At 53.2% G+C, this 14,269-nt stretch carries 10 protein-coding genes; 7 read left to right on the forward strand and 3 right to left on the reverse strand.

Annotated features, from left to right (window positions below; translation table 11 throughout):
* Positions 1 to 160 precede the first annotated feature (160 nt).
* From H7F31_RS08010 to H7F31_RS08040, 7 genes are all read left to right on the forward strand, one after another.
* Positions 161 to 1,072, forward strand: coding sequence for an ABC transporter permease (locus H7F31_RS08010; RefSeq protein WP_187103708.1), 912 nt, complete (start codon positions 161 to 163; stop codon positions 1,070 to 1,072).
* Positions 1,073 to 1,084: 12 nt separating this feature from the next.
* Entirely contained in the window at positions 1,085 to 1,966 is an 882-nt protein-coding gene (locus tag H7F31_RS08015) for a carbohydrate ABC transporter permease (RefSeq protein WP_187103709.1), read from the forward strand.
* A 59-nt stretch (positions 1,967 to 2,025) separates the two neighbouring features.
* Positions 2,026 to 3,684 (forward strand): extracellular solute-binding protein, encoded by a 1,659-nt coding sequence (locus H7F31_RS08020; RefSeq protein WP_187103710.1) that lies wholly within the window; start codon positions 2,026 to 2,028, stop codon positions 3,682 to 3,684.
* A gap of 52 nt (positions 3,685 to 3,736) precedes the next feature.
* Positions 3,737 to 6,025: a family 16 glycoside hydrolase gene (locus tag H7F31_RS08025; protein ID WP_187103711.1), complete on the forward strand. Its 2,289-nt coding sequence runs from the start codon at positions 3,737 to 3,739 to the stop codon at positions 6,023 to 6,025.
* A 208-nt stretch (positions 6,026 to 6,233) separates the two neighbouring features.
* Positions 6,234 to 8,066, forward strand: a complete 1,833-nt coding sequence (locus H7F31_RS08030) for a cache domain-containing sensor histidine kinase (RefSeq protein WP_187103712.1) — start codon at positions 6,234 to 6,236, stop codon at positions 8,064 to 8,066.
* Positions 8,056 to 9,684, forward strand: a complete 1,629-nt coding sequence (locus H7F31_RS08035) for a response regulator (protein ID WP_187103713.1) — start codon at positions 8,056 to 8,058, stop codon at positions 9,682 to 9,684. Before H7F31_RS08030 ends, H7F31_RS08035 begins: the two co-directional genes overlap by 11 nt.
* Entirely contained in the window at positions 9,677 to 11,011 is a 1,335-nt protein-coding gene (locus H7F31_RS08040; RefSeq protein WP_187103714.1) for an extracellular solute-binding protein, read from the forward strand. The genes H7F31_RS08035 and H7F31_RS08040 overlap by 8 nt, the downstream gene beginning before the upstream one ends.
* Before the next feature lie 98 nt (positions 11,012 to 11,109).
* Here the strand turns inward: H7F31_RS08040 and H7F31_RS08045 are convergent, their stop codons facing one another.
* From H7F31_RS08045 to H7F31_RS08055, 3 genes are all read right to left on the reverse strand, one after another.
* On the reverse strand, positions 11,110 to 11,976 hold the full coding sequence (locus H7F31_RS08045) for a Gfo/Idh/MocA family oxidoreductase (RefSeq protein ID WP_187103715.1): 867 nt from the start codon (positions 11,974 to 11,976) through the stop codon (positions 11,110 to 11,112).
* Positions 11,973 to 13,034 carry a Gfo/Idh/MocA family protein gene (locus tag H7F31_RS08050; RefSeq protein ID WP_187103716.1) on the reverse strand — a complete coding sequence of 354 codons (1,062 nt, stop codon included), beginning with the start codon at positions 13,032 to 13,034 and terminating at the stop codon, positions 11,973 to 11,975. The genes H7F31_RS08045 and H7F31_RS08050 overlap by 4 nt, the downstream gene beginning before the upstream one ends.
* A gap of 88 nt (positions 13,035 to 13,122) precedes the next feature.
* Positions 13,123 to 14,040, reverse strand: coding sequence for an AraC family transcriptional regulator (locus H7F31_RS08055; RefSeq protein WP_187103717.1), 918 nt, complete (start codon positions 14,038 to 14,040; stop codon positions 13,123 to 13,125).
* Positions 14,041 to 14,269: the final 229 nt, after the last annotated feature.

A 14,269-nucleotide genomic window follows, 5' to 3' on the forward strand; every position in this document is an offset into this window, starting at 1 on the left:
ATAAGTTTATTTTGTTTGATCTATCGAATCGAGTGTACATCTGGAGGGCGTCCATGATCTTTTCTATAACAAACATCTTTGCTATTTCCCTCCACACAGGGTCCAGCCATACTGAAGCCAGACAAATAAACACAAGAACAAGAGGAGTTGAAGCAGAGGAATGCAACAACAGTATAAGCGACTATACGATAGCAGGCATTATTTGTTGATGTTGCTGCCTGGCATTCTGTATTATCTAATCTTTCATTATGCACCTATGTACGGCGTTATTATTGCGTTTAAAGATTTTAATATGTTTCAGGGCATATGGGGAAGTCCATGGGCTTCACAGAGCGGCTTCTACAACTTTATTGAATTGTTCCAATCTCCTGAGTTTTTCCGAGTCATTCGAAATACGATATTGCTTAGCTTCTATCTAATCCTCTTTTCATTCCCGATGCCGATCCTGCTTGCTTTAAGCCTGAATGAAGCCAGGAACGGCATCTGGAAACGAAGCGTCCAGACGATTACCTACTTGCCGCATTTTATATCTACCGTAGTCATCTGCGGCATGATTTTTAATTTCCTATCCCTTGATGGAATGATTAACCAAATAGCGTCGTGGCTGGGCGCGGAGCGGATTCAATATCTGCTTATGCCAGAATACTTCCGTACCATCTTCATAACCTCGGACATCTGGCAGACAATTGGCTGGGGCTCGATTTTATATCTTGCCGCGCTATCGGGAATAGATACATCTTTGTACGAAGCAGCCAGAATCGATGGAGCCAATCGATGGCATCAGATTATACACATTAATATACCGGCATTGATTCCAACCATTGTCATTCTGCTTATCTTCAATATCGGTAACCTGATGCAGATTAGCTTCGAAAAGGTTCTCCTGCTCTATCAGCCTAATACGTACGAAACAGCAGACGTCATCGGAACTTATGTGTATCGCAGAGGCATTATCGGCACGCAATTCAGCTTTGCAACTGCCGTCGGCCTGTTCCAATCCGCAATCGGTTTTGCCATGATTATGCTTGCGAATTGGTCTGCGCGAAAACTGACATCCAACAGCTTATGGTAAGGGGAGAATGATGTGAAAAAATCGATATCCGCAGGCTCCAGACTGTTTGATGGAGTCAATAATCTATGGCTGCTGCTGGTGCTAATCGCTACTTTGTATCCATTCCTGCATGTAGCAGCCGTCTCCCTGAGCGATCCGTTCACCGTTCTGCAGAATAAGGTTACTTTTTATCCGATTGGGTTGGACCTTAACTCTTACCAGACGGTACTCGAAAATCCCGCGCTCTGGACCTCGTATCGAAATACGATCGTGTATACCGTCTCAGGGACGTTAATCAATTTGGTGCTTACAACGCTGATGGCCTATGCGCTGTCCAAGCCCAAGCTCTATGCGCGAAAAACATTAACGATGATGGTCATCTTTACGATGTTCTTCCAGGGTGGTATGATTCCAAGCTATCTGGTCGTTAACGAGTTGGGCATTATGAACAGCATGTGGGCGGTTATATTGCCTTATGCGGTCAGCACCTGGAACCTGATGATTATGAGAACCTTCTTCCAGGGATTTCCTCAAGAATTAGAGGAGGCCGCGGTCATGGATGGCGGTAATCCGTACCAGATCTTGCTGCGTATCGTCGTGCCGCTGTCCAAGCCGATTATGGCGACCATGGCACTGTTCTATTCGGTGTGGCATTGGAACTCTTATATGTTGCCGCTGCTTTATTTGAACGAGAAGGTCAAATATCCGCTGCAAATTTTGCTTCAGCAAATATTAATATCCGGCGAAACCTCGTTCGCCCAAGCCAATGCTAACATAGACTCGGCGCAACTGATTATCGGAACCTCGATTAAATACGCAACAATCATGGTTGCCATATTGCCTATTATCCTAATTTATCCATTTGTACAGAAATACTTCGTGAAGGGTGCTATGATGGGTTCTATCAAAGGTTAGCCTATGCCAGACACGGAGTTTTCTTATAAATACGCTTGACCAAAAAGGGAGGAAACAAAGTGAAACAGGTTCAAAGATGGAAGTCGCGCAATATCTGGGTCGTCGCCATGATGATGGGAGTCATGGTCTGGTCGTCCGCTTGTTCAGGGAACAGCAACAACAATGGAGACGCTGTGAACAAGCCGGACCCAAGTAAGGACCTCGTTCGGACGGAGGAACCTGCTCCAACGAATGATAACGGCAGGCTGGCAGAGAAGGATACGAAGTTGCAAGTTTTAATGGAGGAGCATGCATCTTACCCGGTTAAACCGTTTGCCGACAGTCTGTTTCTGCAGCATGTGAAGGACAAAACGGGTATTGAGCTCGATATTATTCCGGTACCTGATTCCGGTGATGCTTATAAGCAAAAGCTGAACATTATATTAAACTCAAAAGATTTGCCGGATATCATTTGGAATACGAAAGACGATGCCAACATCAATTCGCTGGCTGTTAAAGGCATGTTCCTCCCTTACGACGAGTACCTGGACCAGCTTCCGAACATTAAAGCGGCGCTAGAGAAGTTCCCCGAACTTCGCAAGACGATTGCCGCTGAAGACGGCAAGCTTTATATTATGCCGCGCCTTCTGTTTGACAACATGACAGAGTTGTTCCTTTTCCGCAAGGATGTGCTGGAGAAGGAAGGATTATCGCCTCCTGCAACCTTCGATGAGCTGTATACCGTATTGAAAACGCTGAAAGATAAATACCCGGATCATATTATCTGGGCCAATCGCTGGGGATCGGAGCATATTTTGAACCGGCTTGCCTACAGTTGGGGAACCGGCTTTGAGCCTGCGACACAAGGGTTCTACCTAAATCGCGAACAGGATCGTTACGTATACGGACCGACGGAGCCGCAGTTCAAGGAGATGGTCGTATGGCTGAAGAAGCTGTATGACGAAGGTATTCTTGATCCTGAGTATGCACTTCGTACGACACAGCAATGGGAAGAAGTGTTTTTCAGCGAAAAGGCGTTGTTTACAGTTGATTTCATTGCGAGGGTGCAGCAGGTCAACAATAAATTTATTGAGCAAAACAGCTCTGCGCGGATAGTGGCGATTGCGCCGCCGACTGGCCCAACAGGCAGAAGCGGTATCTATGGTCGTTCATCCGTTCTCGCGAACAGCGGGATAGCGGTGACAGCCGGAACCAAGCATCCGCTCGAAGCGTTTAAGCTGATCGATTGGATCTTCGGCGGCGAAGGGCGATATATTGCGCGCTACGGAATCGAGGGCGAGACGTATTCGGTAAATGCGGACGATACCGTATCGCTGACACCGAACATGCAGTCATCCGGCAATCCGGGGGGCAAGGAATTGGTGAAGGATTACGGCTGGGTATATTACCTGAACAAATACGAATTCCCGGTAGACCATATGAAAGCCGAGGATGAGTCAGATGAGAATTTGTATATGTATTCGAGAAAAGTGATGGAAGATGCATCGGGGATAGTAGCCCCTGATCCAGTCCTGGCGTACACGGAGGATCAAACGAAGGTAGTTCGCAACAAAGGTACCGTAATTTCCGACTACTTCAAGGAAAATATCGATAAATTCGTTATGGGTGCAAGACCGATTAGCGAGTGGGAAACCTTCGTCGGCGAGCTGCAAAAGAGGGATACGGAAGAAGTGGCTGCCATCTACAATGAAGCTTATCAAAGCTATCTAAGCAAGTAATCATACATGTAGCGAATGCCTGGTAAACTAAGTAAGGAGATGTGTGAGCTATATGATTCAAATGAAGGTTGGTTTAAGGGAAGGACGCATATTCGAAGGGATAGGGGGAATAACGAGCAACGGGATGTCCAAGCTGATGATGGACTATTCTCCGGAGCAACTAAGCGAGCTGATGGACCTCCTGTTCCGACCTGGTTATGGGGCATCCTTGCAGCATTTGAAGGTAGAGATCGGCTCTGATGTCAATACATCATCCGGAACGGAGCCTTCGCACATGCGGAGCAAGGATGATCTTGATATCACTCGCGGCTGCGGCTTACCGCTCGCGAAGCTCGCCAAGGAAGTGAATCCTGAGCTCGTTCTCGAAGCGCTTCGATGGGGAACGCCACGATGGATACAAAACGACGAGGATAAATGGCTGTTCTATCTGAACTTTCTGAGAGGCGCCAGAGAAACATACGGCTTGGAGTTTGACTTTATTGGTCCTGACATTAATGAAGGTGCATTCGATCGGGACTGGGCGGTCAATACGCTGGGGCCCGGGCTGAAGCAGGAAGGATTCGGTCATATTCGGATTGTAGCGGATGACAGTGAGCACGGCTGGGATATCGCCGACCGGGCCGCAATCGATAAGGAGCTGTTTGAGCTAATTCATGCTTACGGCGTGCACTATACGCAGGAGAGTACGGAAACTGCTCGGAGCAGCGGCAAGCCCCTGTGGCTTAGCGAAGATTTGGCTTCGTTCCGTCACAGCTTTAGTGACGGTGCCTTGATGATCGCTCGTCGCATCTCTGACAGTTACACGCTAGGCCGGATGGTGAGATTCGAAATTCATCCGCTGGTCGAAGCCGAATATGAAAATACGCCATACAACTACAAAGGCATTCTTGTTACCACATGGCCTTGGTCCGGGCACTACCGGATAGATCCGGGCTTATGGATCATTGCCCATTATACGCAGTTCATCCAACCGGGATGGGTGTATATGGATGACGGCTGCGGTCGGAGCGAATATACGAGCCATGTGACGCTGCAGAACAAGGATACGGGCGATATCAGTATTGTGATTGTCAACAATGGACCGGAATCGGTCATGTTTGACTGCGACCTGACAGGACTGCCTGCGTCGAGTCGGGAGTTGCATGTATGGAGGACGACGGAAGCCGAGCAGTTCGAGCTCCAGTCAGGTCAAACGCTGGAACGTGAGCAAGGGAAATTACGGCTGAACGCTGTGCCGTATTCAATCTACACCGTTACGACAACAACCGGTCAGTGCAAGGGCTGCTCCGGAGTAATGGTCGAGACATCCTCTTCGTTCCCGCTGCCCTATGAGGACGGATTGTCTTCCGGTCGTGCAGGCGCTAATCCGCGCCATACGACCGATCAGGGTGGCGCATTTGAATTCGTATCGGGTGAAATGGGCATTTATTTACAACAGCAAGTTACTGCAGCACAGATACCCGTTGACTGGACTTATCGAAGAACGCCGGAGCCGTATACGCTGCTGGGCAGCCTCGAATGGGCGAATTATGAAGTGTCCGTCGATGTGAGGCTGGAATCGGAATACGGTTATGCGATGTTGGGCGGCCGTGTTAATTATACGGACAAAAGCGTGAGACCTCCGGAAGGGTACCTGTTTATTATGCGACACGACGGCGGCTGCGAACTGCGCCGCGGCGTAGATTCGCTGGCGTATGGCCGCATTAGCGAAGGGTTGCTGGGCAATGACGAATGGCATCGAATGAAATTGACGTTTGCGGATAAGACTATTGCCGCCTGGTGGAACGGCACAAAGCTTCTGGAGGTCGAGGATACGGAAATTTCCAGTGGGCAGGTGTCACTTGGCAGCGGTTATCACCATTTGGCTTATCGCAATCTACGTATTGAACCTATCCGCAATGGGGAGAGTATACTTCCTGTCGATTGCTCCCGTGTGATAGATACGGACAGCGCACTATTGTACAAGGGGCAATGGACGTTAAAGAAGGGGGATTTCAACGGATTTGCCCGCACGATGACCCATTCGAATGAGGAAGGGGCAATACTTGTCGTTCGTTTTCAAGGCAGCGGTATTAGCTTGCTTGGCAAGCGTGCGCCTGACGGCGGCATGGCGGATATTTTTTTGAACGGTGTGAATGAAGGAACGATCGACACCTATGCGCCCGAAGCAAAGTATCGCAGATCGCTGTTTTCCAAATATGGACTGGAATCAGGTCGTACGCATGAACTAAGGCTGGTTGTCTCTTCAGGCAGAAATCCCCGCTCTGCGGACAGACAGATTTATGCGGATGCTGTGGAGATTATCGGGGGGACACTGATAAGGAATAAGGAAGACGAATAACTGCAGCTTAAAGACGGACCGATCCAAGGTAGAATGAAACACGCTGCGCCGCCAAAGGAAGGCGACAGCCGTTTCATCTTGGTGGGTCCGTCTTTTCGTTTGTCTCCAAGTTTTCCACCTTCCAGTCCGCGATCCCTTTTTTTTCGTGCAGCGGCTCCGGCTCCGGTTTATAATAAAGAAACCTTGAACAATATGGAGGGGGGCCGCCGTGATATCCTTTATTCGCAACCGACTTGGCCGCAGCTTGTCCACGAAGCTCATCCTCCTGCTGCTCATGCTGCTTACCTTCGCGATTGCGATGATCAGCTCGCTTTATTTTTGGTTTTCTTCCGAAGTTATTTTACGAAATGTAAGTGCTTCCACCAAACAATCCGCCAAGCAGTCCGCCGACTACCTATCGCTTATTCTGACCGTCGGCAGCGACATGGGGCAGCAGATTTTTCGCGACGCGCGGATTCAGGGCGTTATTCAGGAGGAAGCGAAGGGCGGGCTGTCGGTCGACCAGAAGTTCGATCACAAAAACGCCGTTAACGATATTCTCAACAACATCATGTATACGAGTTCGTTTGTACACAGCATCTACCTGCTCCGGGAGCAGGGCGTCAGCTGGGGCAGCGGACTGTTCAACGCGTCGAAGGTCATGCGGTATACGCTGACGGAGCGGGATTGGTATAACGATATTCTTGGGGGCAGGCAAGACGAGCTGTGGCTGCCGCTCCAATTCGACCCTTTCAGCGGAGGAGGGGAGAATACGAGACTGGTGTTGACATTCGTTAAGCCGCTGCACAACCTCGCCACGCGCGAGCCGGCTGGAGCGATTTTGGTTAACGTCGACGGCCAGCTTATTCTGCAAGCAATCGATAGGATCCGGCTTGGAAAGACGGGCGATTTCTTCGTAGTTGACGGAGCCGGAAAGGTTGTCATCGCTTCGGAGCCGGAGCGCTGGAGCGACACGCTTGAGACAACGGGGTTAGGCGAACGGCTGCCGCGTATCGGGGCAGAGGAGTCGGAGTTCGAGCTGGAGCTGGACGGTGTTCGCCAATATGCGGTGACACGCAAACTAAAGAACGACTGGACGATCGTCGGCATCGTTCCCGTGGGCGAGATGATCGGGGATATCGCGCGCATTCAGCAGCAGATATGGTTGTTCGCCACCCTTTTGCTGGCGCTGGCCTCCGTTACGGGTTATTTGTTCTCGAAGCGCATTACTTCACCCCTTAAATCATTAATGAAGCAAATGAAAGAGATCGAGCGAAGCAACTTCAAAGCGCTCTCTGCTGTCTCGTCCCAGGACGAAATCGGGCAATTAAGCCGCCGCTTTAACCAGATGGTAGGCCAGATAGAGGCGTTGATCGATCAGGTAAATGAGGTGGAAGGGAAGAAGCGGGAAGCCGAGATGCGAGCGCTGCGGCATCAGATTAATCCGCATTTTTTATATAACACGCTGGCCACCATACGCTGGATGATCAAGTTCGGGCGGAAGGAAGGCGCGTATGACGGCATCTCATCGCTGGTCCGGCTAATGGAAGCAAGCATGGAGAAGCAAGGGGTGTTCTATACGATTCGGGATGAGCTGGAGCTGCTGGACAAATATATGGTCATCCAGCGGTTTCGATACGACTTCCGTATCCATCTGGATGTCAGATGCGAGGAAGCGCTGATGGACGTGTCCATTCCGCGGATGCTTTTGCAGCCAATCGTGGAAAATGCAATCTTCCACGGGCTCGCGCCCAAGGAGGACGGCGGGACGGTGACGGTTACCATCGAGCAGACGGCCGATACGCTGGAGCCAGGATTAATTCTACGAATCGAAGACGATGGAGCAGGCGTTCCGCCGGACCGTCTGCCGGGATTGTTGCTGGGCAGGACGGGGGAGGCCAAATCCGGCATGTTCGGGATCGGCCTCAATCACGTGCATGAGACGGTGCAGCTGTATTATGGCGAACGAAGCGGCGTGGAGATCGTCAGTCCGCCGGGCGGCGGCGGGACCATCGTAACGGTCAGGCTGCTTATGAAGGAGGAGATGGCAATTGGTATATAACGCGCTGATCGTGGACGACGAGCCGATGATCCGCTTCGGCCTGGCGTCCTGCGTCGAATGGGAGCAGGAGGGCGTCAGGCTGGCCGGCGAAGCGGCGAACGGAGAGGCGGCGCTGGCGCTCATTCGGTCGGAGGAGATCCATATTCTGATCACGGATATTAAAATGCCGCTCATGGACGGACTGGAACTCATCCGCCTTGCCAAGGAGCTCCGTCCGGAGCTGAAGGTCGTGCTAGTAAGCAGCTACAGCGATTTCGCCTATGCGGTGGAGGCGGTGAAGCTCGGCGTCGTGGTGGATTATTTGCTAAAGCCGACGATGGAACCGGAGGATCTGCTGCGCGTCGTTCGGACATGCAAGGATCGATTGGCGCGGGACCTCGCCGGCAGTGAGAAAGAGCTGAGACTGCGGGAAGAGGAGGAGAAGGGCAGAAAGCATCGGTTCGAGGAGGAGCTGAAAGCTTTTTTGGGAGGTATCGGCAAGGATTTCGAATGGAAGCCGGAATGGGCAATCGGCCATATCGTGCTGGCCGTCTGGCGAATGGAGCCCGCGGGCGGTGAAGCTTTGCGGCATATCGTCTCGCTTGAGTCTGCGAAGAACAAGCTCAATGAATGGTGCCCCCATGGCTACTCGTTCCTGTCAGGAGAGGGCGAGCTGGTGACGCTGCTTGCGGATCATAACGGGAGCGCTCTCTCCGATATTACGCGCTACCATCGACAGCTTGCGGAGGAGGATGGCATGGGGGAGTTCACGGTCGGCGTCAGTCCCGTCGTCCACCGATTGCAGTCGGCCCAAGACGCATACGGATGGGCGCGAAAGGCGCTCGGCAACGCCTTTTTTGAGGGGAGTGGGCGCTGCTATCTCGGCCAAATTCCTTCCGGGGGGGAAGAGAGGCGTCAAATTGCCGGGCCGGATGCCGGCTTCGAACGGCTGCGGGAGAAGTTCTCGAAGGCTTATGCGTTCTCGGATCAACCCGGCAGCGAGGCTGCGCTGGCGGAGATGGTCGCGTTATGGAAAGCGCGGCGTTATGGCCGAGATGAGATCGTCGCCCACGCCAGAAGCCTGCTTATGATTATGTGGTCGCATCGATTCCGCGTGAAGACGGAGGAGGATATGGGCATGATGATGAGGAGGCTGGGGAGTCTGGAGCAATCGTCCGGGCTGGATTCCCTGATTCGCGCCGTGCGGGAGGAGCTGTCCCGGTTCTGGAAGCCGAACAATCGTCCAACTGTCGCGGTCGACGCCGGCGGCGCGCATGTCATCCAGCTCGCGTTATCCTATATTCAGGAGCATTATCGCAGAGATATATCTCTGCAGGATGTGGCCGATTATGTGCACATGAGCAAAAATTATTTCAGCGAGCAGTTCAAGCAGCGAACCGGCATGAACTTCATCGACTTCGTGATTTCCCTGCGGCTTCATTACGCAAAACATCTGCTGGAGCAAACAAGCATGAAGGTCATCGATGTTGGCGCGGAATCGGGCTTTAACAGTCCCAAGCACTTCCTGAAGCTGTTCAAGCGGGAGCTGAACTGCACGCCGCTGGAATTCCGCGAACAGTGCGAGCAGGGGAGAACCAAGGAGGCGACATGGCCCGGGGAGGATGGTCTAAATGAATGATGACGCATGGACTGCGAGGAAGCCTGCCCGAAGCTGGACCGTTTATGTGCGCATGATGCTGCTCATACTGGCAACTGTAACGCTGGCCGGATGCATGAGACCTTCTCTTGCGCCGGGGGAGCTTGCGGAGCAGGAGCCTGAGGGCGATGCCGCGCGATATGCAGTCGAGCTGGAATACTGGCACACCTATAGCGATCTGGAGCAGGAAGTGTTCCTGGAGAAGGTTCTGCCGTTGTTCGAGAAACAATATCCCCATATTCGTATTAACGCCGTGCGCAAAGACCAAACGGATCAATTCAAGGATACGCTGCTGTTCGCGGTAGCGGACAACAAGCAGCCGGACGTCATGCGCATGGACATCGTATGGGTGCCCGAATTCGCCAAGAAGGAAGCGCTCGAGGAGCTGTCCGGCATGCCGGGCTTCGACGCGATCAAAGATACGTTTATCGGCGTTCTTATTCAGACGAATGTGTACAAAGGGGGCTATTACGGCCTGCCCGTCAACGCCAATACGCGCGCGGCTCTCTACAATAAGAAGCTTCTGGAGGCGGCGGGGCTGAGTGCGCCTCCCTCCACGTTCGAGGAGCTGGAGGCGGCAGCAGAGCGGCTTCGGGCCGTTTTGCCGGACGCGTACGGCATCGGCGTCTGCTGTTCGGGCGGCTGGGGCATGCTGCCTTACTTTTGGTCCCTTGGCGGAGAAATGACGAATCCGGAATACACCAAGGCAAGCGGCTATCTTAACAGCGAAGCAAGCCGCGCGGCGCTTAGCCGAATGAAGGACTGGATGGACCGAGGCATTATGAGCCGGTCCATTTTGGGCGAGGTGCCCGGCACGTGGGACGGTATTCTGAAGGGACAATTGCTCATGATCGACGACGCGCACTGGTTCCATACCGTCAATGCAACGGGGCCGAACAAGGAGCTGCTGGACGATGTCGTTATTGATTTGTTCCCGGGATTGGAATCGGGATCGGGAGGCATTTCCGTTATCGGCGGGGAGAATCTCGTCATGTTCGAGCAGTCCTCGCATAAGCAGGAGGCATGGGAGTTCATCCGGTGGATGACTTCGGAGGAACCGCAGCGGATTATGGCGGAGACGGGTCTAATCCCGACCATACAGGGTATCGAGAATAACGTGACGAATCCGCTGCTGGCGCCTTATCTGGAGCAATTGGGGCAAGCAAGACCGCGGCCTCCCGTCCCGAATTGGACCGCTATCGACGAGGAATTCGCACGGATGGTGGAGCGTATTTTGGCTGGAGAGATGTCTGTAGGGGAAGCGACGGATCGGGCTGCCGCGAGAATCGACGAACTACTATTAGAGTAGCATGATCCCATAGAGATGGTAGCGCGATCTCGCAGATAGAGCAGCACGATCTCGCAGACGGTTGCCGCGTCCCCGAGATCGTGCATACATTTTCTATATCATCGCGCAACGGATATCCATTCGTCCCGTCGATCAAGGGCCAAGCGACCTGCATCGAGCAGCGCCATGACGGCCAGCGTCTGTTCCCGCGGGACCGGAGGTACTCCGCTCTCGAAGAAGAGGAGCATCTGCTTAATCAGTTCGGGGAAGAAGCCGGTGCATTCCGGCACGATATAACCTTCCGCCTCTCCTTTGGGCTGAAGCAGGAGCTGGAACGGGGCGTTATTGATTTGGAGGAACGACGCCTGGCGGCCCCCTTCGAACTCGATAAGCAGGTGGCGGCCTCCGTTCGGCGCGGACAAACTTTTGACGCGCGTGACGGCGGCGCCGAGAAGCGCGACGATCATCTCCATCTGGTGCACGGCGTAGTTCTCGAAAGCTCCCGGACCGGTAACGGACAGATGGCTGATCGAGTCGGCATTGATTCCGGCGGGCAACGCAACGAGTTGCTCGGAGTAGCGCAGCGCCGAGGTGGAGAACATCGGCGTGCCTCCGGCCGCGGCCATCTCGAATAGCTTTGCGGCCGTAGCCAGGTCGGGAGCAAACGTCTTGTCGATGTAGACCGGTTTGCCGGATTGCAGCGCCAGCTCGGACAGGCGGAGATGATGCTCCGGATGGTCGGGCGACAGCACGATCAGCGCGTCCGAGCGTTCCACAAGCTCCGCGAGGCTGCCTGCCCGCTGTACATTGTGAGCGACGCACCAGTCGTCCGTATGGAGTCCACCGGGCTTGTCTCTTTCTGCCCAAGCGTACGCGACATCCCAGTCCAGTCCTTGCTCGGCGGCGCTCCCGCGCAGCCAGGCGGGATAGTTGTTGGCGTGCCACTCGTCAAGGAAATAGTCTATTAATCCGATTTTTTTGGTCATAGCACGATTTCCTTGCCCTGCTCTGACGAGGCGTACAGCGCGTCAATGACCTGAGCGGTCGTCAGCGTATTGTCGATGTTGGCCCTGTTTTTGACGCCGCCAGCGGCAGACAACAGGAAGGCCTCAATCTCCTCGTCGAACGCATCGACCTTGTTGAAGGTCGCAGCCGTCTCCAGCAGCATGCCGCCTCGCGACGTATACAAAGTGAAATCGCCGCCGTACTCCAGCTTGATTCCGCCTTTGTCCCCGAGAAATTCCACGTACATCGCCGATTCGGCAATGTTTTGCGCCCAAGCCCCGTTGAAAGTCAAGCTGGGACCGCTTGTGCGGATCATGCCGGCCGCAAAGTCCTCGACATCGTAGGTTCCTTCGTAATTTGGCGGACCGGCCCACATTGAAGTGAAGGCGTAATTCTCCATCTGCTTGCCGAGTTCGCCGTGTACCGCGCCCGAGACGCTTAGCGCTTTGGTGTCTTCGCCGAGACAATAGAAGATGAGATCGAGAAAATGGATGCCCCAGTCGATCAGCACGCCTCCGCCGGACATGCTTTTGGTCGTAAACGGTCCGCCGAGTCCGGGGATGGAGCGATGCGCCCTGAAGGAGCAATACACATGGTACAGCTTGCCGAGCTCCCCTGCGTCAATGAGCTGTTTGACGTGGTTGACGGCGCTGTTAAAGCGGTTGACGACTCCGATGTTCAGGATATTGCCGGTCCGGTCCGCCGCCTCCTTCATGCGCAAAGCTTCGGCGTACGACAGCGCGGCCGGCTTCTCGCAGAGGACGTGCTTGCCAGCCTCCAGGGCGGCGATGGAGACGGGAGCATGGGTATGGTTTGGCGTGCAAACGGAGACGGCCGTCACCTCCGGATCGCTTAGCACATCGTCCAGACTGGCCGTAGCCACCGGGATGCCGAATTGCTCTGCGGCAGCTTGTGCCCGCTCGAGAATCGGGTCAACGATGTATTTGATTTCAGCCTGCTTGCTTCGCGTATAAGCGGGAATATGTCTTGAGGTCGCGATTTGACCGCTGCCGATTACGGCGACTTTCATAGGTTTCATTGGCGCATCAGCTCCTATATGTTTATTCGTCCCTATCATAGCAAGGACGCGAGGAGCTGGATTTGCTTTCATTTGTCGGAATGATTGGTCATTTTTTTAGGTGGGAGGCAATTGCCTGGTATTCCGTGGGGGACATGCCAAAGTGGCGGCGGAACGCTTTGCTGAATGAGTGGATGGACTGGTAATGCAGATTGGCGGCAATCTCGGTTATCGAATAACGGTTTTGCCTGAGCCAAACAGTCGCTTGCTCGAAGCGCTTTTGATCGTAATATTGTTTGACGCTAAGTCCCGTTTCTTTGGAGAAAATATGGGAAATATGCGCATAGCTGTAACTAAGCTCGTTCGCGAGCGAGGACAGCTCCGTCAGCTCCAGCAGATGCAGATCGATGTAATGGATGACTCTGTAGACGAGGTCCCGCACGGCGTCCGAACTGGCGGTCGGCGCGTAATGGGAAGCCAGGTCCTCGTAGAAGCCCCGGTAAGCCAGCACGATCAGCTGCTTCAGGTACGTTTCGATCATGAGGGGCGAGAAGTCCGACAAATTCAGAACTTCCTGGAGCAGCCCGGTAAACATGGGGGCCGCAGCCCGACTTCCGGCGACAACAGGATATTTGACCTGCTGAAACAGACGCGAGATTTGAAGAAACTCGCCGTCGGTCTGCTCCTGACGAAACTCGAAGCCCGCATAATAATAGCGGAATGGATCCTCCCGATCCGCTATAACGTTATGCCGCTGGCCGGGCACATGTACGATCAAGTCGCCCTCCTGAACGGGATAGCTGGCGTCGTCGGTCGTAAATACGCCTTTGCCGGAGACGATATAGCTGATCTCATAGCAATATTGATGATGCTCGCCGACTTTATAGCCTGACGCGCAGCTCAGATCGCCGATTTGATACAGTGTAATGGGTCCATAATGCTTGGGATCATGAATGTATTGGTTGTCAAAATGAAATTTGATCTGCTTGTCCGGGGCCGAATTCGGCAACTTTCGCTTGTCGTTCATCATGGCGTCCTCCGAAATAACTTCAGTGGCGTTGCAAATATTCTCTATGTTGGTCATCGTATCATAGTTTCGGCAAATCTGTCGAAACGGCGGCTGGAGGACATTGTTCGGATCCCGGCAGATAGAGGCAATGAGCATAACAAAAGATACCGAATCGGAATAATATGGAATTTTAATAGGATAGCGCTTCCATTATGCTAGAGATAGATTCGTGCGGCAGCCGAACATG

Source organism: Paenibacillus sp. PAMC21692, from assembly GCF_014303795.1.
In the GTDB taxonomy this organism is placed as follows: Bacteria; Bacillota; Bacilli; order Paenibacillales; family Paenibacillaceae; genus Pristimantibacillus; species Pristimantibacillus agaridevorans.